General features: G+C 69.7%; 23 protein-coding genes. 10 read left to right on the plus strand and 13 right to left on the minus strand.

Going from position 1 to position 21,547, the window contains the following annotated elements; genetic code table 11:
* Positions 1-54 precede the first annotated feature (54 nt).
* A complete protein-coding gene (locus ABFX50_RS30945) occupies positions 55-453 on the plus strand; it encodes a hypothetical protein (RefSeq protein ID WP_346151245.1) in 399 nt (132 codons plus the stop codon).
* Positions 454-458: 5 nt separating this feature from the next.
* On the opposite strand, the gene ABFX50_RS30950 is transcribed toward ABFX50_RS30945, so the two are convergent.
* From ABFX50_RS30950 to ABFX50_RS30960, 3 genes are all read right to left on the minus strand, one after another.
* A complete protein-coding gene (locus ABFX50_RS30950; RefSeq protein ID WP_346151247.1) occupies positions 459-1,133 on the minus strand; it encodes a MarC family protein in 675 nt (224 codons plus the stop codon).
* A 73-nt stretch (positions 1,134-1,206) separates the two neighbouring features.
* Positions 1,207-2,481 carry an arginine deiminase gene (locus ABFX50_RS30955; protein ID WP_346151249.1) on the minus strand — a complete coding sequence of 425 codons (1,275 nt, stop codon included), beginning with the start codon at positions 2,479-2,481 and terminating at the stop codon, positions 1,207-1,209.
* A gap of 41 nt (positions 2,482-2,522) precedes the next feature.
* Positions 2,523-3,026: a DUF1269 domain-containing protein gene (locus ABFX50_RS30960; protein WP_346151250.1), complete on the minus strand. Its 504-nt coding sequence runs from the start codon at positions 3,024-3,026 to the stop codon at positions 2,523-2,525.
* 292 nt (positions 3,027-3,318) lie between these two features.
* Between ABFX50_RS30960 and ABFX50_RS30965 the strand changes: the two genes are divergently transcribed.
* The gene (locus ABFX50_RS30965) at positions 3,319-3,654 is read left to right on the plus strand and encodes a cupin domain-containing protein (protein WP_346151251.1); all 336 of its coding nucleotides are present in this window, start codon (positions 3,319-3,321) and stop codon (positions 3,652-3,654) included.
* A gap of 103 nt (positions 3,655-3,757) precedes the next feature.
* On the opposite strand, the gene ABFX50_RS30970 is transcribed toward ABFX50_RS30965, so the two are convergent.
* On the minus strand, positions 3,758-5,899 hold the full coding sequence (locus ABFX50_RS30970) for a SpoIIE family protein phosphatase (protein ID WP_379504427.1): 2,142 nt from the start codon (positions 5,897-5,899) through the stop codon (positions 3,758-3,760).
* Between the two features lie 279 nt (positions 5,900-6,178).
* On the opposite strand from ABFX50_RS30970, the gene ABFX50_RS30975 reads away from it, so the two are divergent.
* Both ABFX50_RS30975 and ABFX50_RS30980 read left to right on the plus strand, forming a co-directional pair.
* Positions 6,179-6,649, plus strand: a complete 471-nt coding sequence (locus tag ABFX50_RS30975) for a MarR family winged helix-turn-helix transcriptional regulator (RefSeq protein WP_346151255.1) — start codon at positions 6,179-6,181, stop codon at positions 6,647-6,649.
* A 246-nt stretch (positions 6,650-6,895) separates the two neighbouring features.
* Entirely contained in the window at positions 6,896-8,032 is a 1,137-nt protein-coding gene (locus ABFX50_RS30980) for an FAD-dependent oxidoreductase (RefSeq protein ID WP_346151257.1), read from the plus strand.
* A 21-nt stretch (positions 8,033-8,053) separates the two neighbouring features.
* On the opposite strand, the gene ABFX50_RS30985 is transcribed toward ABFX50_RS30980, so the two are convergent.
* Positions 8,054-8,992 (minus strand): threonine ammonia-lyase, encoded by a 939-nt coding sequence (locus tag ABFX50_RS30985; protein WP_346151259.1) that lies wholly within the window; start codon positions 8,990-8,992, stop codon positions 8,054-8,056.
* A gap of 96 nt (positions 8,993-9,088) precedes the next feature.
* Here ABFX50_RS30985 and ABFX50_RS30990 point away from each other — a divergent pair, with 96 nt between their 5' ends.
* On the plus strand, positions 9,089-9,547 hold the full coding sequence (locus ABFX50_RS30990; protein WP_346151261.1) for an Lrp/AsnC family transcriptional regulator: 459 nt from the start codon (positions 9,089-9,091) through the stop codon (positions 9,545-9,547).
* A 23-nt stretch (positions 9,548-9,570) separates the two neighbouring features.
* Here ABFX50_RS30990 and ABFX50_RS30995 read toward each other — a convergent pair whose 3' ends face one another.
* The 4 genes from ABFX50_RS30995 to ABFX50_RS31010 are packed head-to-tail and all read right to left on the minus strand — an operon-like array spanning position 9,571 to position 13,268.
* Positions 9,571-10,161, minus strand: coding sequence for a GTP-binding protein (locus ABFX50_RS30995; protein ID WP_183648161.1), 591 nt, complete (start codon positions 10,159-10,161; stop codon positions 9,571-9,573).
* Positions 10,142-10,510, minus strand: coding sequence for a DUF742 domain-containing protein (locus ABFX50_RS31000; protein ID WP_183648158.1), 369 nt, complete (start codon positions 10,508-10,510; stop codon positions 10,142-10,144). Before ABFX50_RS31000 ends, ABFX50_RS30995 begins: the two co-directional genes overlap by 20 nt.
* Complete coding sequence (locus ABFX50_RS31005; protein ID WP_346151263.1) at positions 10,507-10,926, minus strand: roadblock/LC7 domain-containing protein; 420 nt, start codon at positions 10,924-10,926, stop codon at positions 10,507-10,509. The genes ABFX50_RS31000 and ABFX50_RS31005 overlap by 4 nt, the downstream gene beginning before the upstream one ends.
* The gene (locus ABFX50_RS31010; protein WP_346151265.1) at positions 10,923-13,268 is read right to left on the minus strand and encodes a sensor histidine kinase; all 2,346 of its coding nucleotides are present in this window, start codon (positions 13,266-13,268) and stop codon (positions 10,923-10,925) included. Before ABFX50_RS31010 ends, ABFX50_RS31005 begins: the two co-directional genes overlap by 4 nt.
* A 168-nt stretch (positions 13,269-13,436) precedes the next feature.
* On the opposite strand from ABFX50_RS31010, the gene ABFX50_RS31015 reads away from it, so the two are divergent.
* Complete coding sequence (locus ABFX50_RS31015) at positions 13,437-14,471, plus strand: terpene synthase family protein (RefSeq protein WP_346151267.1); 1,035 nt, start codon at positions 13,437-13,439, stop codon at positions 14,469-14,471.
* 146 nt (positions 14,472-14,617) lie between these two features.
* Here ABFX50_RS31015 and ABFX50_RS31020 read toward each other — a convergent pair whose 3' ends face one another.
* The gene (locus ABFX50_RS31020) at positions 14,618-15,988 is read right to left on the minus strand and encodes a cytochrome P450 (RefSeq protein WP_346151269.1); all 1,371 of its coding nucleotides are present in this window, start codon (positions 15,986-15,988) and stop codon (positions 14,618-14,620) included.
* 450 nt (positions 15,989-16,438) lie between these two features.
* On the opposite strand from ABFX50_RS31020, the gene ABFX50_RS31025 reads away from it, so the two are divergent.
* Entirely contained in the window at positions 16,439-16,759 is a 321-nt protein-coding gene (locus ABFX50_RS31025) for a hypothetical protein (RefSeq protein ID WP_183648135.1), read from the plus strand.
* Between the two features lie 229 nt (positions 16,760-16,988).
* Here the strand turns inward: ABFX50_RS31025 and ABFX50_RS31030 are convergent, their stop codons facing one another.
* From ABFX50_RS31030 to ABFX50_RS31040, 3 genes are all read right to left on the minus strand, one after another.
* The gene (locus tag ABFX50_RS31030; RefSeq protein ID WP_346151272.1) at positions 16,989-17,846 is read right to left on the minus strand and encodes a haloalkane dehalogenase; all 858 of its coding nucleotides are present in this window, start codon (positions 17,844-17,846) and stop codon (positions 16,989-16,991) included.
* Positions 17,847-17,942: 96 nt separating this feature from the next.
* Positions 17,943-19,022 (minus strand): DUF1648 domain-containing protein, encoded by a 1,080-nt coding sequence (locus ABFX50_RS31035; RefSeq protein ID WP_346151320.1) that lies wholly within the window; start codon positions 19,020-19,022, stop codon positions 17,943-17,945.
* 5 nt (positions 19,023-19,027) lie between these two features.
* Positions 19,028-19,411 carry a GntR family transcriptional regulator gene (locus tag ABFX50_RS31040; protein WP_346151274.1) on the minus strand — a complete coding sequence of 128 codons (384 nt, stop codon included), beginning with the start codon at positions 19,409-19,411 and terminating at the stop codon, positions 19,028-19,030.
* A 55-nt stretch (positions 19,412-19,466) separates the two neighbouring features.
* On the opposite strand from ABFX50_RS31040, the gene ABFX50_RS31045 reads away from it, so the two are divergent.
* The 3 genes from ABFX50_RS31045 to ABFX50_RS31055 are packed head-to-tail and all read left to right on the plus strand — an operon-like array spanning position 19,467 to position 21,465.
* The gene (locus tag ABFX50_RS31045) at positions 19,467-19,808 is read left to right on the plus strand and encodes a hypothetical protein (RefSeq protein WP_346151276.1); all 342 of its coding nucleotides are present in this window, start codon (positions 19,467-19,469) and stop codon (positions 19,806-19,808) included.
* Positions 19,805-20,674: an ABC transporter ATP-binding protein gene (locus ABFX50_RS31050; protein ID WP_346151278.1), complete on the plus strand. Its 870-nt coding sequence runs from the start codon at positions 19,805-19,807 to the stop codon at positions 20,672-20,674. The genes ABFX50_RS31045 and ABFX50_RS31050 overlap by 4 nt, the downstream gene beginning before the upstream one ends.
* On the plus strand, positions 20,671-21,465 hold the full coding sequence (locus ABFX50_RS31055) for an ABC transporter permease (protein WP_346151279.1): 795 nt from the start codon (positions 20,671-20,673) through the stop codon (positions 21,463-21,465). The genes ABFX50_RS31050 and ABFX50_RS31055 overlap by 4 nt, the downstream gene beginning before the upstream one ends.
* Positions 21,466-21,547: the final 82 nt, after the last annotated feature.

The following is a 21,547-nucleotide window of genomic DNA, read 5'->3' on the forward strand; positions in this document are numbered from 1 at the left end:
TACGGCCAGAATGTTCTCCGTTCGAACCAGTCGCCCAGCCCGAAGGACCCCGGCATGAACCACCTTCTGCTCGATCTGAAGTACCACTGGGCCGTCTTCGGCCTCGCCCTCTTCAAGCCCGTGGTCACGCTGAACGGATACCCGGTGCCGATCAGGTGGGGGCAGAACGTGATCCCTGTGGCGCCCGGCGCCTACCACCTCCACGTGCACATCCCCGGCATCCTGCCGCCCCGGGTCGGCAACGCCGATCTCCAGGTGTGGGTCGCGCAGGGGCAGTCGGTGGCCGTGGAGTACCGCGCGCCGGTGTGGTCCTTCTCGCCCGGCGCGCTCGGGCCTGCCCCGCAGCCGTGGAACGGACTGGCCTACCAGCTGGCGCTGCTGGGCGCCCTGCTCATCCCGCTGATCCTCATCCTCGTCCTGCTCGGCGCCGTGCTGGTGTCCATCGCGAACTAGACCCCTCACTGGTTCAGCCGCGCGGTGACCAGGTCGGTGAAACCGTTGGCCAGCAGGATGACGGCGATGGCGGTGAGGAGGATGCCGGCCACGCGGTCGAGGAGCATGGCCCCCTTCAGCGAGATGCGGCGTTTGACGTGCCCGGACAGGTACAGGGTCAGGCCGGTGAGCGCCGCGAAGCACACGACCGCGAGAGACAGGGCGAGCTTCTCCCGCATGCTTGTCGCCGCCGCCGAGGCGGCGACGCAGAAGGCGAAGGTGGTGCCGCCGACGGTCAGGGGGAAGGTGAGCGGGGTGAACAGGATCGACTTGATGTCGGCGACGGGCTCGGGCGGCGTCGCGACCCCCTGTTCCCTCTGCTCCTCCTGGCGCTGGAGCTTCTCCAGCTCTTCGACCGCCCCCGCCTGACCGCGCATGAGCGGGATGGCGGCGTAGGCGAGCGCGATGCCGCCGGTGGCGGTGAGCGCCGCGGTGCTGATCCCGAGCAGCTTGAGCAACGGCTCACCCACCCACAGCGCGACGAGCACGAAGACCGCGACGTTGAGCGCCAGCCCCAGTGCCAGCCGGTTGACGTCCCTGTGCTCGTACGGGCGGACGATCGGCAGGTAGGAGGCCAGCGCGGCGACCGGACTGTAGAGCCCGAACAGCGCCAAGAACAGGATCAGTGCTGGGTGTGTCATCGTGGTGCTCCTGGATGGACGCCTGGCGGCTGGTCGCAGGGGGAGTTACACGCGATGGACGAAACGGCCGGCCTCAGACGGGGTCGCGCAGGATCGGGCAGGTCATGCAGTGCCCGCCGCCTCGGCCCTTGCCCAGCTCGAAGCCCTCGATCTCGACGACGTCCACGCCGTGCTCGCGCAGCTTCCTGTTGGTGAACTCGTTCTTGTGGTAGCCCACCACGACGCCAGGCTCCAGGGCGACGAAGTTGCTGCCGCTGTCCCACTGCTCCCTGGCCCGCTGGTAGTCGTCCCCGCCGGTGGGGATGATGTCGAGCTTGCCGATGCCGAGCGCGTCTTCGAAGGCGGCCGCCAGGCTCGGCTCGCGGTGCACGTCCACGGTGCCCTCCTTGTCGCCCGGCCGCAGCGAGTAGACCGCCGCGTTCTCCACCACGGGTGGGTAGCCGGTGGCCTTGTCCACGTCCAGCAGCGTGAACACGGTGTCGAGGTGCATGTAGGAGCGGTGCGGAGGGATGTTGACCGCCAGCACCCTGGTGGCCGCCCCCGCGTCGAACAGCTCCCTGGCCAGGTGCTCGATCATGATGGGGCTGGTGCGCTCGCTCACGCCGATGGCGACGGCGCCCTTTCCGATGGGCATCATGTCGCCGCCCTCCAGCGAGGCACGGCCGAAGTCCTCCTCGTCGAAGGTGCCGTCGTCGCCCATGGGCGGATACCAGTAGGCGAAGCCGTCGTCGGCGAACATCGGATGGAAGTGGTAGATGATGCTCTGGTTGATCGTCTCCAGCCGGCGGGCGTGGTAGTAGAGCGGGTTGAGTGAGACCCCGCCGTACAGCCAGGCGGCAGGGTCGCGCTGGTAGAGGGAGTTCGGGAGCGGCGGCAGGATGAACGATCCGGTCGTGGCCATCGCGGTGACCAGGGATCGGGTGTCGAAGTCCTCGCGGCTGGCCCGGGCCTCGGCGACGAACTCCTCCTTGGTGAGCCCGCCGATCAGATGCTCGGCGAGTTTGTCCCCGCTCCATGACGCGAGCTCGGCGCGGACCTCGTCGACGAGTGACGGACCCACCGTCAGATGGGTGACCGTCCGCTCGACCGCGTGCCTCCTGGCCTCGGGTGCGGCCTCCAGCGCCTCGGCGAGCAGTTGCTGGTGGTGGAACACCTCGATGCCGCGGCCGCGCATCACCTCCACGAACTCGTCGTGCTCCATCTGGGCGCGGCGCACCCACAGCACATCGTCGTAGAGCAGCTCGTCCTTGTTGGCCGGGGTGAGCCTCTTCAGGCTGAGATCGGGCCGGTGCACGATGACCTGTCGCAGCGTGCCCACCTCGGAGTGGACTCCGTACTTGGTACTCACGACGCCTCCTGGGCGGGTCGATCGGAATGGAGATGGACGCGCTACTGCTCGGCGACGGCCTGGACGTGGCGGACGGCCTCCCGCAGGTCGGCCTCCGCCTCCTCGCTCAGCGAGGTCTGGATGATCTCCCCACCGAAGGGGGCGACCTCCACGATCACCTTGTCCGGCGTGCTCTGGGTGACCAGCAGGAACAGCGCGGCCCCGCCGGGCTGGAGCCGCTGCCCCAGATCCCGCATGAAGGCGTCGTTGACGCCGACGTCCGTCGCCGCCCCCGCGGCCGCGCCTGTCGCCGCTCCCACCGCCATCCCCAGCAGCGGCGCCAGGAACAGCATGCCGATCAGCCCGCCCCACAGGGTGCCCGTCGCCGCGCCACCGCTGGTCGTGCTGTTGAGCTGGTGCAGCTTGATCTTGCCGTCCGGCTTCTTCTCCGCCACCGCGGCGTCGGCCAGGATGATGAGCCTTTCGCGCTGCAGCTCCAGCAGTCGGTCGCGCACCCGGGTCGCCGTGGCGACGTCCGGATAGGCGATGGCTATCAGATTGCTCATGGAATCCCCCGATTCCCGCTATGTCGAAGCAGCGGCGGGAGGCCGGATCTGCCCCGTAGAGGTCATGACGGCACATAGGCCATCGTTCCATCGCGTTCACCGCGCAGACGTAAAGGCAGTTCCATATCCAGACCTGCGGGAGATGTCGCGAGATCTCGAGCTGAGGGGCGCCGCGAGGACGGATCGTTCGTGAGGAGTATTGGCCCTAACGATGGGCCAATTTTCCCGAATTGGATCTGGAGGCCCGCGCCAGGCATCAAGGACGATGGCGGAAACCCTTTGAGGAGGAAAGTTGGAGACTCAAACCAGCATGCCGGTGTCCGTGCCCGAGGTCGTCTCGACGTTGCCCGGTCCGTGGCAGCAACGCCAGCTGGCCGAGGTGAACGACGCCGTGGTCAGAGTGGCTCGCTTCCACGGCGAGTTCCCGTGGCACCACCACGACGAGGACGAGCTGTTCCTGTGCTGGGACGGCACGTTCCGCATCGAGCTCGAGGGGCGCGAGCCGGTCCCGATGAGCGCTGGAGACGTCTTCGTGGTGCCCAGAGGGACGCGCCACCGCCCGGTCGCCGACGAGCCCGCGCACGCGCTCATGGTGGAGCGTCCCGAGACCAAGCAGTTCGGCAACTAGGTTCCGCCGGAAGGGAAGTCGCCCGAGGAGCCGGCTACGGCAACGGGCTCGGTGACGGTTCCGTGGAGTCGTCGGCTCGCGACATACTTTGTAAAGGCCGGCCCTACGGGAGCGGCTCGGCGGCCAGGCGCAGCAGGAGGAGGGCGACGTCGTCGCTGCGACGGCCGACCTCCTCGACGTTCCTGATCAGGCTCTCCGCAAGCTCGTTCAACGGCTGGTCGCCGTCGCTCGCGAGCCTGGTGCCAAGAGCCGCCAGGCCGTCGTCGATGTCGATGCCCGGCACCTCGATCAGGCCGTCGGTATAGAGCGCCAGGAGACTGCCGACCTCCAGCGGCACGTTCGTGCACGGGTACTCCGTCTCGGGTTCGATGCCGAGCAGGAGGCCCCCAGGGACGTGAATCACCTCAACGTCGCCGTTGGGATGCCGGACGAGAGGCTCAGGATGACCCGCCCGGGCGAGACGCGCCTCGCAGCGCCGGAGGTCGAGATGAACGTAGACACAACTGGCGAACAGGCCGGGATCGAGGTCGGTGAGCATCTGGTTCGTCCGGTACATCACCTCGCCGGGGTCGGCGCCGGCCGCGGCATAGGCGCGCACCGCCGTACGGAGCTGGCCCATGAGGGCGGCGGCGGTGACGTTGTGCCCTTGGACGTCGCCGATGATGGCCGCGGCCGCTCCGTCGGGCAGGCGGATGAGGTCGTAGAAGTCGCCCCCGATGTCCATGCCCTCGGTGCCCGGCAGATAGCGGGCCGCCGCGTCGAGCCCCGGTATGCGCGGAAGGGCGTGCGGGAGCAGGCCCTCCTGCAGGCCGCGAGCGAGTTCCGACTTGGCGTCGTACAGCCGGGCGCGCTCCATCGCCTGCGCGATCAGGCCGCCCAGCGAGGTCAGGACGGCGCGGTCCTCGACGGTGAAGGGGTGCGGCTCGCGGAAGGCGAGCACACACGTGCCGACGGGGCGGCCCGAGGCGATCAGGGGCAGCAGCGCCCATGCGGCCATGCCGTCGTCAGGGGCGACGGCGGACGGGTAGATCTGGTACAGCTCGTCATGCGATTCGAAGAAGTTGGGCACGCCGGTGACCATCGCCCTGATGCTCGGCGTGGGTGAGGTCAGGGTGAGCCGGCCGTACTGCTCGATGATGTGGGGCGGGAAACCCCGATGGCCGACGACGCGCAGCAGTCCCTCCTCGGCCGCCAGCAGAGCCACGGCCTGGGCGCCGAACGCGGGCATGATCTGGTCGGCGACCAGGGTCACCACATCCCGGACGCCGGCGGCCTGTGTCAGCGTGCTGGCCAGATGGAGGACGTGGTAGATGGCCCCTGTCCTGATGGGAAGCGCCACGTCGATCGGAAGCGTGTGGGCCGGAGCGGCCTCCGTCTCCACGGGAGCCGGGCTGATGCGTACGGTGATGCCGGAGATCGAGGGGTACAGGTCGAAGGCCAGCCACCGCTCCGGTGGGCACAGCGCCACGAACGAGGACGGCTGCTGGCTGATCATCGCCCTGCGGTAGCGGTCCTCGTACACCGGGTCGTCCAGCCACGGCAGCACGGTCCAGGGCTGGGCGCCGATCAGCCGCAGCGGCGACTCGCCGAGCAGGGCGGCTCCCCTGGGGCTGATGTAGGTGAGGCGGCCTTTGACGTCCAGCGTGCAGATCCCCTCGGGCAGGCGGGCCACCATCGCCCCGAGTATCTCCGCCGGATCGGTGAGCGGCGCCGCCTCGTGCCGGCCGCTGCGCCGCCTCGACGGACTCTTGCCGGCCAGGGCCTGCAGCTTCTCCGCCAGTTCGGCCGCGGCGGCGGTGAGGCGCTCACGCGTGTGGGCGGGCGGCGGAGGATAGGAGCCGGACCAGACGATGAACATCGCCCCGTAGTCGCCCGCGGGGGTGGACAGCGGGACCGCCGCGAGGGAGAACTCGTAGGGCAGGGCGACGGCGATCGTCGGGTAGCAGCGGACCATGTCCTCCTCGCTGCCCACCCACACCAGCCGCTTGTCCCGCAGCGCGTCGGCCACGGGGATCGGCGCGGTCAGGCTCACCCGCTCCCACGGCTGGACGAACTCCCGCGGCAACCCCTCCATCATCGCCAGCTCCAGCACCTGGCCGTCAGGAGAGAGGCGGTAGATAGCACCGGTATGGGCGCCGATCTCCTGCAGCATCTCGGTCAGGACCTTGAGCAGCGCGTCCTGGTCGTCTCCCTCATCCGAGGCGGAGATCGTCTCGTTGGGTGGGAACTGTCGCCCCAAAGCCACCACCTCATTCCAGGGTCCTACATATAGGACGTTACCCCGACTGACCTGGAACTTTGGTGACGAGCCCGGTGGATGGGCACGCTTCGGCGGCGACGTGGCGCATGGCTGACGCCTCCGCTGAGCGCCCCTCCGCGCGACGGCGTCCCGGGCGCTCTTCTGGAAGACGTCAACGGAGGGTCAAGCGCCGTTGATGGCGCCCCGCGGATCGTCATGGCCCCGAGCGTCGGCGCGGCGCCGGTACCGTTAGGGCGACTAACGCAAGTCGCTACGATCGACGGCATGAGCACCGGCGACATGCGGCACCTCGGCGACGATCCGGCCACTCCGGCGCGGCTGAGGCAGATCCCGAGCAGGCTGCTGTCGATCGCGGCGGCGCAGGCCGACCGGTCGGTGAGCGCGGGGCTGGCCGCCGCCGACGCGCACAAGTGGCACTACGCCGTCTTGGCCGCCCTGGACGACTCCGGTCAGGCCAGCCAGGCCACGCTGAGCCGTCGCACCGGCATCTACCGCAGTGACCTGGTCTCGGTCATCAACGAACTGGCCGGACGTGGGCTGGTGCGACGGGAGAATGACCTGTCCGACCGCCGGCGCAACATCATCACCCTGACCGCGGAAGGGCGGGAGCAGTTGAGCCGGCTCGACCATCTCGTGTCGGCCCTCCAGGACGACGTGCTCGCCCCGCTGTCGCCGGCGGAACGGGAGCAGCTGGTCGGGCTGCTGAGCCGGCTGGTCCAGCACCACGCCACGTAGACGCGGTCGCGCGGGGAGGCCTGCGCGAGGGGGCGGATGGGGAGGGGGCCGTCGACGTCTACGCGGCGCTCTGGACGTCGCCGTCTACGCCGCGCTCACCGGCGAGCGCGGGTGGCCACCCGATCGGATCGAGCTCGCGGGCCTCGCTCGCCGCCGCGAGTGGTACGGATCGGGATCTTGTGGGCGACACCCAATTGCTCTATAACGTGTAGTACTACTGCTTGTAGAGTTGATAGGGGGCCGCCGGTGCGCGTGCTTGTGGTGGGGGCGGGGATCAGCGGGCTCGCCGCGGCGCGGGGCCTGATCGCCGCGGGGCACGAGGTGGTGGTGCTGGAGCGGGCGCAGGGGCTGCGCCTCGGGGGCGGGGCCGTCACCCTCTGGTACAACGGCACCGCCATCCTCGCGGACCTGGGCGTCGACCTGGACGGCACGGGGCAGCGGCTGGCGACGTTGCGCCTGCGGACGCGCAGCGGCCGCAAGGTGCTGGAGTTCGACCTGGAAGCGCTGGCGGCACGGTTCGGGTCGGCGGCGCGGGTGATCCCGCGCGGATCGCTGATCACCCTCCTGGAGAGCGGGCTGCCGGAGGGGACCGTGCAGTTCGGCGCGGAGGTCGCCGAACTGCGGGCCGACCGTGACGGAGTACGGCTGCGCACGCCGACGGGTCAGGAGTACAGCGGCGACTTCCTGGTGGGAGCCGACGGCGTGCGCTCGCGGGTGCGCGCCCTCGTCCTGGGTGACGGACCGGCGGCCATGACCGGCACGGCGATCTGGCAGGGACTGACACCGGCCCCGTTCGATCCCGGGCCGGTCACGACGCTGATGGTCGGCCGGCAGGGCGACTTCGGCTACATGGGCGCGGGTGACGGGCTCATGCAGTGGTTCTTCGACGTGCCGTGGTCGCCGGGAGCGCCGCAGGAGGACAAACCGCTGGAGATGCTGCGCCGGCGGTTCGCCGGGTGGGGTCCGCAGGTCGAGCAGGTTCTGGCGTCGCTGGCGGACGGCGACGCCGAGGTGTTCCCGCACACCAGGCACAAGGTGCCGCGCCGCTGGGGCGACGGGCGGTGCGTGCTGCTCGGTGACGCGGCGCACGGGATGCCGCCCGTCATGGCGCAGGGCACCAACCAGGCGCTCGAGGACGTGGCGGCCCTTCTGGACTGCCTGGACGCCGCGCCCGATCCGGCCGCGGTCGTCGGCGCGTACTCCTCCAGGCGGAGGCGGCGGGCGGCCCTGGCCTCCACGGTCGCCTCGCACAGCCTCGCGGTGTCGGGTCCGAGGGCGCTGATGCAGAGCGAGTACGTCTTACGCATGAACGGCTTCGTGCCACCGGGACTTGCCACGCGGGGGTTCGGGCTGCTGCTGAGCACCATCAGCAGCAGGATCTGACGCCGGCAGGCTCCATCCCGCTCAGCGCGCGAGCCGGGCGAGGAGCTCTCCGAGCTGCTCGGGCCGGGGGTTCGCGCCGGTCAGCACGGTGGCCAGCCGCTCGCCTGCGACCTGTCCCGTGGCGATCGCGGCCAGGCCCGCCGCGCCCGCGGGCTCGAGGAGCACTCCCAGCGTCCGTGCCGCTCGCTCCATGGCGGCGGCGATGGCCTCGTCGGTCACCAGCACCATCTCGTCGATGAGTTCGCGCGCCCGCCGCACGGACTCCTCGATGGGGAGGCACACCGAGATCCCTTCGGCGAAGGTGTCGGCCCGCTCGATGGCGACCGCATGCCCTGCTTCCAGGCTGCGCAGCATCGAGGGCGCGCCCGCGGCGTTGACCCCCACGACGCGGGTGGTGGGGGAGTGCGCCTTGATCCAGCGCGCCACACCGCTGATGAGGGCGCCGTCTCCGACGGGGAGCACGACGGCGTCGAACGCCTGGCCCGCGGCCAGCTCCACGCCGATGGTGCCCGCCCCCTCCGCGATCGCCGGCTGGAAGCCGTCTCTGAGGAAGACGACGTCGGGATGCTCGGCGGCGTACGCGGCCGCGGCGGCGCGGGCGGCCGAGCCGTCCGGGCCGGCCGGGCTGACGCGGGCGCCGAAGGCCTCCATCCTGGCCTGCTTGCCCGGATTGATCGTCCGAGGGACGAACACCTGGACCCGCATGCCGCGAGCCCGCCCCGCGTAGGCGACGGCCTGCCCGAAGTTCCCCGAGGACGCGCAGACCACCCGGGTGCCGGGGTCAAGGGCGCTCAGCGCGAAGTCGGCGCCTCTGCCCTTGAAGCTGCGTATGGGGTTGGCGGTCTCGAGTTTCACCGTGACGGTGCGGTCCAGTAGCTCGTCGACGTACTGCGGGGTGTCGAGGAACTGCGGGTCGATCACCCGCGCGGCCTTCTCGATGTTGGCCAGGTCGAGATCCATGGTCGTCGCCTTTCGCGAGGGGTTTCCCGTCAGACGCTAGGCGAACACGTGATCGAGGCGATTGAGATTTTTCGCGCCCAGGCGCAATAATTTCGCATGGACGAGATCGACCACCGCCTGCTCGGTCTTCTGCAGGACGACGCAGGCCGTACCTTGTTCGAGCTCGGCGAGCTGGTCGGTCTCTCGCCGAGCGCCGTGCAGCGTCGTATCGCCCGTTACCGCGCCGACGGGGTGCTGCTCAAGGAGATCGCCGTCCTGGATCCTCGGCGTCTCGGCCCCGTGGTCCTGGCCACCGTCCTGGTGACGCTGGTTCACGAGACGTTCGAGCACCACCGCGCCTTCGCCGAAAGGATGCGGGAGACGCCGCAGGTGCAGCAGTGCTACAACGTCGCGGGCCCGTGGGACTACGTCGTCATCCTGGCGGCTCCGAGCATCCACGAGTGCGGGATGCTCGGGAACCGGCTGTTCAAGAGCGACGACAACGTCCAGCGCTACGAGACGCTGGTCGTGTTCGACACGGTGAAGACCGGCCTGACGATCCCGTTCTCCGTGTGAGCACCGGTCGTGGCGCCCCCTCCCTACGGGGCCGGCAGCGGCATCATGCGCGACTCGGCGGAGTGCTGCACCAGTGTGACGAGCACGTCCCTGGTGGAGTTCCGCTTCCGCGCGTCGCACATGACGATCGGGATCGAGGGCTTGAGCTGGAGCGCCAGCCGTACCTCGTCGAGGTCGTAGGTGGGCGCGCCTTCGAAGGCGTTGACCGCGACCACGAACGGTGTTCCGCGCCGTTCGAAGTAGTCGATCGAGTGGAAGCAGTCGGCCAGGCGCCGGGTGTCGGCGAGGACGACAGCACCGAGGGAGCCCTTGGCCAGTTCGTCCCAGACGAACCAGAACCGCTCCTGGCCCGGTGTGCCGAACAGGTAGAGCACGTAGTCCTGGCCGAGGGTGATGCGTCCGAAGTCCATCGCGACGGTGGTCGTGCCCTTGGCGGCCACTCCTGAGAGGTCGTCGACGCCGACGCCGCGGTCGGTGAGGATCTCCTCGGTTCGCAGCGGCCTGATCTCGGACACGGCGCCGACCATGGTGGTCTTGCCCGCGCCGAAGCCGCCCGCGACGACGATTTTGACAGCAGTGGGCAGTCGTAGGTGGTTAGAGCGATCGAAGGCCATCGAGCACCGCCTTGTACATGTTCATGTCGGCCATGTCCGCCTCGAATTGCGGTTCTCGTGCGGAGATGAGATTGCGGTCGTAGAGGTCTGCCAGCAGCACGCGGATGATGCCGACGGGGAGATTCAGATCGGCGGCGAGTTCGGCGACGGATCTGGGCGCCCTGCAGAGCCGCAGGATCGACAGGTGTTCGGGGTCGAGTCCTGTCTCGGTTTCGGGCGGTGAATCCACCGTGAGCGCCATGGAGATCAGGTCGAACTTACCGTTGGCGGGTCGCGCCCGCCCACGTGTCACCACGTAGGGCCGGATGATCTCCGGTTCGACCCATCCGTCACCTGGGAGTTCGTTCACTGTTGGCTCCGGGCGTGCATCTCTGCAGTGCGGGCGTCTGAAGTGAGGTAGTGGCCGACACGAGTGACGAGCGTGGCCATCTCGAAGACCACCAGGCCGATGTCGGCCTCGTGGCCGCACAGGACGGCCAGGCAGGCCCCTTGTCCCGCCACGCTGACGATGAGGAACCCGGACTTCCACTCCACCACCGTCTGCCGTACCTTGCCGCCGCTGACGTGATCGGCGACGCCTCTGGCCAGGCTCTGCAGTCCGGCCGCCACGGCCGACAGATGCTCGCCGTCGGTGCGCTGCAGGTCTGCTGAGGATGCCATCAGCAGGCCGTCAGAGGAGAACACGATGGCGTGGTCGGTGTGGTTGACCCGATTGACCAGATCGTCGAGCAGCCAGTTCAGATCTGGGCTCGCACTGGATGTCACGCGTCGTCTCCAGACTGGTGGTCCTGTATGAGCTTCTCCGCCGCGGACCTGCCGCGACGGTTACCGGACTGCAGGGACTGCATCATCGCGCGGATCTCCTCCGGCGAGCGCAGGTCGTCGTCCTGCTCATCCGGTGGTGGCCCGATGAGGCTGGGCGGTGTGGGCGCGGCCTCCTCTCGCAGGGCGGGCACGAGGTTGGCCTGCGGCACCCTGAACGGCAGCCCCGACGGAGTGAACCCGGTGGGCGTCGGCGCGGCGGGCGCGGCCTCCTCGGCCGGTTCGCTGTCGGCGGCGGGCGGTGCCGTACGCTGCGGCAGCGCTGTGAGGCCGGTCTGAGGCGAGGCCGGACGGGCAGGCTGACGCGTGGCCGGCGCGCGCGTGGCCGTGGCACGCGTGGCGGTGGCGGTCGTCTGCCTGATCGGCAGGCTCGTGAGGGGCTCGTCCTCGAGCGGCTGGACGGGGCCGGTTTCGACGAGCTCCTGGGGCAGCATCACGACGACGGTGGTTCCGCCGTAAGGGGAGGCCTTCAGCACGACCTGGATCTGGTGACGTGCGGCCAGGCGACTGACGACGTAGAGGCCCAGCCTCGCCGTGGCCCCGGTGATGCGGAACTCCGGCGGGTCGGCGATGCGCTCGTTGGCGGCGGCCAGGTCTTCCGGCTTCATGCCAAGACCGCGGTCCTCGATCTCCACCACGTAGCCGTTGGCCACTAGCTGCCCGCTGACCTGGACGTTGGTGTAGGGCGGGGAGAAGGAGACCGCGTTCTCGATCAGCTCGGCCAGCAGGTGGACGACGTCTCCGACGGCGCGACCGACCAGGACGACATCGCCCATGGGCATGAGCGAGACGCGGGTGTAGTCCTCGACCTCGGCCAGCGCGCCGCGGACCACGTCGACCATGGGCACCGAGCGGCGCCAGGTACGCGCGGGAGAGGAGCCGGAGAGCACGATGAGGTTCTCCGCGTTGCGCCGCGTGCGGACGGCCAGGTGGTCCAGGCGGAAGAGATCCTCCAGCTCCACTGGGTCGGTCTCGCGCCGCTCCATCACGTCCAGCACGTTGAGCTGCCTCTGCACGAGGCCTTGGGTTCTGCGGGCCATGCTGATGAGGATGTCGCGGATGCTCTGCCGCAGTGCCGCCTGCTCGGCGGCGATCCGGATGGCGGTCTCCTGCACGGTGTTGAACGCCTGACCGACCTGCCCGATCTCCCCGGTGCCGAACTGCAGCGGCGGCGCCTCGACGGCGACGTCGACCCGCTCGCCGTTGCCGATGCGCTCGACCACCCGAGGCAGCCGTTCGTCAGAGAGCTCGTGCGCCGCGTCGCGCAGCTTCTGCAGCTGGGCGAAGAGGGCCCGAGCGGTGGTGATGGACAGGACGATCGACGCGACGACGGCGATGAGGCCGAGACCGCCGGCCAGGGCCAGCCGCACGACGACGCCCACGGCGACGGGCGTCGCGCGCTCCACGACACGGTCGCCCGCGCCGAGCACCAGGCCGTTGAAGTCGGTCAGGGCCTGCTCGGTCGCGGCCTTCCACTGCTCGGCGCTGAAAGGAATGGTCTCCACGACACTTCCCTGCCGCGCGAGAAGAGTCTCGAGGTCGTGCAGCCGGGTGAACGACCTGCCCTTGATCAGCTTGTCGTAGGCCGCTCGATCGGCATCGGGCAGCTCCGACGCGGCCTGCTCGGCGACGATGTGCCAGGCGCCCACCGTTCTGGTGAACTGCTCGTGCTCCTCGGCGTCCAGCCGTCCTTGGGCCAGCGCCCCGGCCAGCAGAGCGTCCTCTCTGGCGAGAATCTCTCGCGCCTTGCTGAGAGCCATGAGGGTACGGATGTCCCCGGCGAGGGTCTTGTCGTCGAGGGTGGCCATCGCGCCGTACATCCGATAGACGGAGTCGATGACGTCGGCGTACGCCGCGCTGGCCTCGATGCGGGTCACGCGTCCCGCGTCGACGGCCTGCCGGATGCTCGCGAGGTCGTCGAGCTTGGCGAACATGTCGGCGAGCCGCTTCTCGCCCAGGTCGTCGACCGCCCACTCGACGATTCCTGCGCGTGCTGAGGTCTCGAACTCGGCCTTGGTCCGATCGGCGCGCTGCCGCTGATCTTGCAGCTCCTTGCGGGAGCGAGGGGAACGCTCACCCAGTTGGATCATCGATGCCCGGCGTTCGCGCTGAAGTTCGACCAGCAGAGGCTCGCTCGGCCCGACCACGCTGCTGTCGAGCTGGGCGACCCAGAGGAGGTTGACGCCCTCGCGCAGGGTGACCCAGGCCGCGAAGGACCACAGAGCCGCCAGTGAGAGGAGCAAAGCCGTGACCTTGGTCCGCAGACGTGTATTGCGGAGGCGCATAGTACCTACTCTGCGAAGTCATGTGAGGGGCTGAGTGCCGGGAGACAGCGGCATAACGGCGCCGACGACCCGGGCACCCTAGCAAAGAATCGTGATCTTGATCAAGCAGTCTTTTCCGCTTGGTTTTTCCCTTTGTCAAGCAAGATCGTTAATAGGTAGGGTCGGTTCGTGAGCGGACCTGGCCCTGAGGCCTATTTCGAGATCCGTAACGACCTCGCGGACGGCTTGCTCAAGGGGTCACACCAACTCGCGGGTGTGCCCGAGACGGATCGGGCGACCGTCCTGCGCGCGGCGCTGGATGCCGTACCCGAGGCCTCCGCGATGCTGCGCCCCTATCCTGTGCTGTTCGCCGACGGCGAGAGCTCGGCCAGCCGGGTGGCCTTCAGCTGCCTGTCGGCCGCCGCCACGTTTCCGCGCGCGACCCGTGGCCGGCTGGCCGATCTCGGAGCGTTGACCGCGATCCTGTTCGGCATCGACGACATCGCGGACGGCATCGCCGGCGAATGGTCCGAGGGGGAGGTCTCGGCGTTCTTCGCCGAGCTCCTCGCGATCCTGTCCGGTGACGCCGGCGCGGACCCGTCCGAGGAGCCCGTCGGGCAGATCCTGGCCGCGTGGACCCATTGGTGCGCCCGCTTCCACGCCTACGCGGGCGCCGAGGTTCACTCGCCGAACCTGGTGCGGCAGATGGACATCGCCTTCGCGGCCATGGCGCGGGAGCGCGCCTGGGCCGCGGGAGTCGAGCCGTGGCCGTCCTACGACGGCTATCTCGCCAACGGGCTGCTCACCATCCTCTACCCCACCTGGTGGGCGGCGGCCCTGGCCATGTGCGGCCCCGCCCCGGCGGACGCGGAGCACTGGACGGCGATCGAGCCCATGACGCATCTGGGCGCATCATCCATGCGGCTGGCCAACGACATCCGCTCGTTCGAACGCGAGAAGAGCGAGGGCAAGCCCAACTCCATCAGCATCCTGCAGGCCTCGGGCGTCGGCGCGGCCGCTGCGGTGCGGCGGGTCACGGCCCACATCGATGAGATCGACGCGGCTTTCCTCGGCGAGGTCGCCCAGGTGGGCGGTGAACTGGCGGAGATCGCGGAAGGGCAGCTCAGAAGCGTCTCCTTCAACGGCCGCTGGTACATGGCCAGGGACACCCACGCCTACACCGTGCGGGACCTGGCGGGCGAGGCCGGCCTCCGCCACGGCTAGAGGTCAAGAAGCAATCCCTGGCCGACCCGGCTGTCCTGCTCCCAGGGGGCTGGGTCCCGAGGCGCAGTCGTCGTCTGTGCGGGACCCGGCCGGGTGCCGGCCTCCTCCCTGCGAGCCCGGCCTGCCGTCTTGGCGGGGCCGCACGCTCACGCCCTGCGGCCCGACCTGAGCTCGAGCTTCAGCAGGAGCTTCTCCTTGGGCCGCGCCGACGCCCCGGGCACGGGCGTCAGGCGCTGCGGATTGGTCAGCGTCAGGTGGTACCTGCTGAGCAGGTTGGCGACCACCAACGGGGCCTTGAGGTAGAACAGGTGCTGTCCGAGGCAGCTGTGCGGACCGGCGCCGAAGGGGATGAAGGCGTAGCGATGCCGCCGCTCGTTACGCTCCGGCGCCCAGCGCTCGGGGTCGAAGACGAGTGGCCGCTGCCAGAACTCCTCCAGCCGGTGGGTGGTGTAGGGGCTGACCAGCACCTGCGAGCCCGCCTTGATCGGGACGCCACCGATCTCCGTGTCCGCCACCGTCTGGCGAGGGATGATCCACCCCGACGGGTAGACACGCAACAGCTCCTGCAGGACCATGCGGAGGTAGCCGAGCCTGGGGACGTGCTCCGAGCGGACCGGGCCTTCCCCGACCACCTCGTCGACCTCCGCCTGCAGGCGGGCGTAGACGTCAGGATGATCATGCAGGACGGACCACAGCCAGGTCAGCGACATCGCGGTGGTCTCCGACGCGGCCCCGTAGATGCTGACCAGGTCGTCGCGGACCTGCTTGAGGTCGACTTCACCGTCCTGCCGGATCCTGGCGCCGATCAGCGCGGAGACCACCTCTCTGGAGCCGGTGCCCTCGGTGCGCGCCTGCTCGATCAGGGGATAGACGATCTCGTCGATCTTCTTGGCGGCCGCGAGAAAGGCGCGGTCCCCCGGCACCTTGATGGAGTAGGGCGCGAAGGGGAACAGCAGCCGGAAGGCGATCGAGGTCGCGCACGTGGCGAACTCCGGCGCAAGCCGCTCGGCGACGTCGCGGGAGATCCGCCCACCGAACAGCACCTTGATGACGGCCTGGTTGACGATCCTCGTCATCTGATGGCCGCCGTCGACGGGCCGGCCGCTCAGCGCGTACGCGTCGAGCTCGAGGATACAGTCGGCGATGATGTCGGCCATGTCCTCGCCCAGCGAGGCGGTGTATCTCGCGGTGAACAGCGGCTGGAGGATCCTCCTGCTGGACTCCCAGCCCTCGCCCTCCCCGAGGATGCTCCGGCCGATCACGCGCTGGAGCGGCCGCCAGAACATTCCCTCGCGCACGAAGTTGGACCAGTCCGTCTTCAGTACCTGCTGGACGTGGTCGGGGTGGGAGACCAGGTACGGCCGGAAAGGACCGATGTCCAACCGGACGATCCGGCCGCCGGTCTCGGTGCCCATCTTGGCCAGCTCGGTGACCGGATCCTTCACCAGTCGGGGGACGGCACGGTAGAAGGGAAGGACGCGCAGTCCAGAGGCAGCGGTGTCCGCGTCGAACGGCATGCGTCGATCCCCACTTCAAACGCCTCGGGCATCACATGCCAAAAGAGTCGCTCTTCCGACATATGTCACTCTTTGCGCGAAGTATCACATGATCATCCATATCTGATCAAGATGGTCACGCGAGCCGCGCATTCCGAGGGCCGGACAGGGGGCATGTGTGGTCGGTGCGGCCGTTCCTGTCCGAGCTGCCGCGCCGCAGGCTCGGGCAGGGAACGGCCGCCGGCGGCGTGGCGGCCGCGCTTGGCATACGGCTCGCCCATCGCCCACCGCTAATGATCTTCCCACGAACACGGAGTGCGCCGTCTCTCCGGCCCGGGGGCCCCGCATCCGCTTCGAGAAGGTCGATGTGCCGGGGCCGCCCGCTCTCCGCGTTCGCCCGCACCGGTGGCGGACAAACCTTTACAATGCGGCCGAACGTGATCTTTGCCTTCAAGTCAGAATAGGGGACAGATGTCGATCCACAGGCGTACGGCGGGCGCACTCCTCGTCGGAGCTCTCACCATCGTGGGGCTGGGAGCGGGAACCACCGCGGCCTCGGCGGGCGCGAGCGGCGCCCCGTGCTCGGGGAAGACCGGCCTTCACATCACGGCCAAGGGCGAGACCAGCGGGAAGGCCTGGGCGGATGTCCTCAACTGCGGCAGCACGGACCTCGTGACGCTCGACATCGCGTACGGGCCGGATCCGTTGTGTCGCGAGATCCGTCACGGAGTCAACGCGCGGATCACCGCCCCCACCGCCGTCGGCAGCGTCAGGAAGGCCAAGTACTGCTGATCGTCTGACAGGCGTGACCGGCGCGAGCCTGGGCTCCCCGGTCACCCGCTCCTGGACGGCCGGCAGGATCTCGTCCGATCGTGATGTTCGGGCGGGATCCTGTCGTTTCCCCTCTGCGCAATGGCACCGCTCACCTGGTGGTCGGAGTCGCTGATAGGAACCGCGACGGGCCTCGCGATCGGTGTGCTCCCGGGCGAGCCCGGCGTGCTGCTCGCCGGCGGCACGAGGGTCAGTGACTGGTGCTCCCCGCGATCCAGGCCGTGATCGCCGCCGCGATCGCCTCGGGCTGGTCCTCGGTGGCGTGGTGGCCGGACGGGCCGATGTGCTCGATCCTCAGGCCGGCGATGTTGTCCCTGCACCAGGCGGCCGTTTCCTGGGTGATGAGCAGGGTCGGTGAGGAGTCGAAGGTGAGCAGCAGCTTGGGGACGTCGGGGCTGGCGGCCAGCCAGGTGTCGTAGGCGGCCACGCGTTCGGCCACGTCGGCGGGGTCGCCGTCGAGCGGCAGCGAGCGGGCCCACTGCAGGACGGGGCGGCGGCTTTCGCGGGTGGGGTAGGGGTCGAGGTAGGGGGCCATCTCGTCCGGGGTCAGCGGGGTGAGGACGCCGCCGGTGTAGGCGGTCTCGATGAAGAAGTTCTGGTCGAGCACCAGCTCTTCGCCCTTCGGCGAGCGCATCGTCTCAGCACGGGAGCGGGGGCCTTCGCCCAGCTCGTTCCATGACAGGGGGCGGACGATGGTTTCGAAGAAGGCGATGCCGCGCACCCGTCCGGGGTGGCGGGCGGCCTGGTCGAAGGCGAGGGCGCCGCCCCAGTCGTGGCCCACGAGGACGACGTCCCGCAGGTCGAGGGCGTCGAACCAGGCGTCGAGGTAGCGGGCGTGGTCGGCGAAGGTGTAGGCGATGTCGGGCTTGCCGGAGCGCCCCATGCCGATCAGGTCGGGGGCCAGCAGCCGGGCCGGTTCGCCGATCGCGGGCAGGACCTTCCGCCAGGCGTGGGAGGAGGAGGGGTTGCCGTGGAGGAAGACGATCGGGGCGCCGCTTCCGCTGTCTTCGTAGTGGATGGAGGAGTCCAGGACATCAATGGAGGGCATGGCCCGACAATCTGTTAGTGCGGCAAACGTTTATGACACGAACGAACTTATATCGTTAGTCCGACTAACGCAAGCGGGTCATGCCTCCGGAGGCGGTTAGAAGGCGCTCTCCCTCATGGGCAGATCGACCACGCCGGTCAGGGCGAGCAGGATCAGCCCGACCAGGAGGGCCGCGACGACCCAGGCCACCGGGTGTCCGAGGTTGAGCGTCCAGGTGTGGCCGATGCGGGCGTGGACGAGCAGGGCGGGGTCGCGGCGGTTGACGTACACCATGCCTGCCAGGAACCAGTGCCGGTCGTCATCGCGCTGGACGACCCCGGAGTCCTCCCTCTCCTCGCCGGGCAGGGCGGGCAGGCGGTGCCCCGCCGAGCCCACCCGTCGCTCCCAGGCCAGAGCCCCGACCCCCAGCGCGGCCAGCGGCAGGTACGTGGCCACCCGCCAGCCGCCGGACGGCTCGACGACACCCCAGAGCTGCAGGGCCGAGATCAGCAGGCCCAGGTTCAGGCAGGCGGCGGCCAGCAGCGACAGCACGGCGATGCCGCGCAGGTAGGTCCGGTATCGGCGGGCCGAGCCCCGAGGCCTGGCCGCGTCGAGGTCGGGGCGTGCGCGCAGGCTCACCAGCATGAGCGCGAGGGTCAGCACAGTGATCGCGGCCTGGAGGAACACGGGCTGGAAGGCGCTCGGCATCGTGGTGGCCACGCGGCGCGCGGGGTCGACGCCGTAGCCGCCGAACGCCGGGAGGGTGGCGGGCAGCCCGCCGTACCGTGACCAGCCGAGGGCGGCGGTGGACAGCAGGACGGCAAGCGCGGGCAGGGCCCAGCGCCAGGGGATGCGGACCGGATCGGTGCGGAAGCTGGTGTCCACGGTGACGCGCTGACGGTGTCCGGCCTGCCATCGTCCTTCCTGCTTCGCGCGCGCGACCCGGCGATGGGCGCGGTAGAACAGCAGCAGGTCGACAGGCACCAGGGCGACGACGGCGAGCACCTCGAAGGAGAGGGCCGCGGCGACCACGCCCGCTGCCACGATCAGGCGGGCGTAGACCCGCCGCTCGGCGATGATCACCGGGTCGGAGGCCCGTTCCGCGGGGACCCGCACCCCGAACGGCAGCGTCGGACGGGACAGCGCAGGGAGCGCGGCCATCACGATGGTGATCAGCGTGACAGTGGCCAGGTTCATGGCGATCACGGGCGAAATCCCTCCAGCAGTGTCTCGCAGCGGCGAACCACCTCGTCGCGGTCGAGGCCGTGGACGGTGGCTTCGGCCAGCAGTACGCGCATGCGTTCCTCCCAGTCGTCGGTGAAGCCGGCCTCCGGTGGGCCGGAGGCGGCGTCACGCCGGATGACCGCGCCGCTCTTGCGGTTGATCCGGATCACGCCCTGATGCCGCAGCAGGTCGTAGGCCTTGTTCACGGTGTGGAAGTTGATGCCGAAGTCGGCCGCCAGCTGCCGCGTGGAGGGGAGCGGATCGCCTTCCCGTGCCTCGCCGCAGGCGATGGCCTCCACGATCCGGTCACGGATCTGCTGGTAGATCGGGACCTCGCTGTCCAGATCGAGACTCAGATTCACAAGGCCATCTTATCTGATGTATAACTAATAGAACAGATAGATCTAGGAGATCAACGTGATCAAGATCGAGATTCGTGACCAAGCCCTGACCGTGCTGTTCGACCCGTGGGCCCGGCTGTTCACCCGCAGGAGCTCCATGACCGTGCCGCTGGCGTCCATCCGCGAGATCGAGCACCTCGACCACCCGCTCCGCGCCGCCACCGGCCTGCATGCCGGAATGCGCATGAGCGGCGTCGCCAAGGTCGGCGCCTGGATCTCCCTGCGGGGCGTCAAGCGCCTGGTCGCCGCCAGGCGGGGCGAGCCCGGCGTGCGGATCGTCCTGGCCGACCGTTCCTCGGGATACGACGAACTGATCCTCAGCGCTCCCGCGCCGGCCTTGGCGGAGGTGCGCCGATGATCGAGGTGCGCGGTCTGACCAAGACCTTCGGCCCGGTGGCCGCCGTCACCGACCTCACCTTCGACGTCGGACCCGGCACCGTGACAGGCTTCCTCGGCCCCAACGGAGCAGGCAAGACCACCACCATGCGGATGATGCTGGGCCTGGTGGCTCCCGGCTCGGGCAGCGTCACCATCGACGGCAGGCCGTACCGCGAACTGCGGGACCCCACCTCCGTCGTCGGCGCCGTACTCGACAGCTCCGGCTTCCACCCCGCGCACACCGCCCGCGACCACCTGCGTCTGTACGCCCGCATGGGCCGGTACGGCAGCGACCGCGTCGCCCGCGTGGCCGAGGTGACCGGGGTCTCCGCTTTCGCCCACCGGCGGACCCGTGGCCTGTCCACCGGCATGCGGCAGCGGCTCAACCTGGCCACCGCCCTGCTCGGCGACCCGCGGGTGTTGTTGCTCGACGAGCCGAGCAACGGCCTGGACCCTGAGGGCATCGCCTGGCTACGCCGGTTCCTGCGCGACCTGGCCGCGCAGGGCCGCACGATCCTGGTCTCCAGCCACGTGCTCGGCGAGATCGAGCAGACGGCCGACCGGGTCGTCGTCATCCGCGAAGGGCGGCTGGTCACCGCGGGCCCTCTCAGCGAGCTGTACGGCTCCGCCTCGGTCCTGGTCCGCTCGCCGCAGGCGGACCGGCTGCGCACGATGCTCGCGGCGCCGACGGAGATCCTGAGCTCCGAGGCCCTGCGTGTCCACGACCTGAGCGCCGCTGAGATCGCCTCGGTGGCCGCCGCGCACGGCATCCCGCTGCAGGAGCTCACCTCCGAGCGGCCCACCCTGGAGCAGGCATTTCTCCACCTGACAGGAGGCACCCCTTGACCACACTCATCTCCGCCGAGTGGATCCGCCTGACCAGCAGCAGGATCTGGCTGTGGGGCGGGGTCGCCGCGCTCGCCAGCGGCGCCTTCATCGGGCTGCTTGCTCTGGCGGGCCCGGAGAACTTCGACCCTCCGCTGCCTCCACTGGACACCGCTGAGGGCACTCGGGTGCTGGTGGGCCTGCTCGGCTTCCTCGCCTGCCTCCCCGCCCTGTTCGGCACCGCCGCCGTGGCCTCGGAATACCGTCACGGGACGGTCACCACCACGAGCCTCTTCGCGCCCAGGCGCTGGACCTGGCTCACCGCCAAACTGCTGGCCTACACGGGGGCCGGCCTCGTCTACGGATTCCTGGCCGCGGCTGTGGCGGGCGCGGCCCTGTTCGCCGCGGCCGCGATCGACGGCGTCACGCTCGGTCTGCCGGTGGGTGTCGTGCTGTCGCTGCTGGCCCGTGTGGCGCTGACCATGGCCGTCTACACCCTCCTGGGTGTGGCGATCGGCGCGCTCCTGCGCAATCAGGTCGCCGCGATGGCGGTCGTCGGCGGGTATCTCTACGCGGTGGAGACCGCGTTGACGATGATCCCAGGGGTGAAGGCCCTGTACCCCCTCCTGCCCGGCGGGGCCACGGCCGCGTTGACCGGGTTCACCTACCTGGCCGACGCCGTCGCCGGCCAGACGGGCGAGCCGGCCGTCCCGCTCCTGTCCGCGCCGGCCGGTGGCGCGGTGCTGGTGGGCTACGCGCTGGTCGCGGTGGCCATCGCGGTCCTGGCACCGCTGCGCAGAGACATCACCTGAGGCGCGCGCGCCCGTCCGATCAGGACGACCGGACGGGATCGGTCAGCTTCCTCCGGCCATCTCAGGAACGGCCCGCGGTGGG

Source organism: Nonomuraea recticatena (assembly GCF_039533245.1).
Lineage (GTDB): Bacteria > Actinomycetota > Actinomycetes > Streptosporangiales > Streptosporangiaceae > Nonomuraea > Nonomuraea roseola.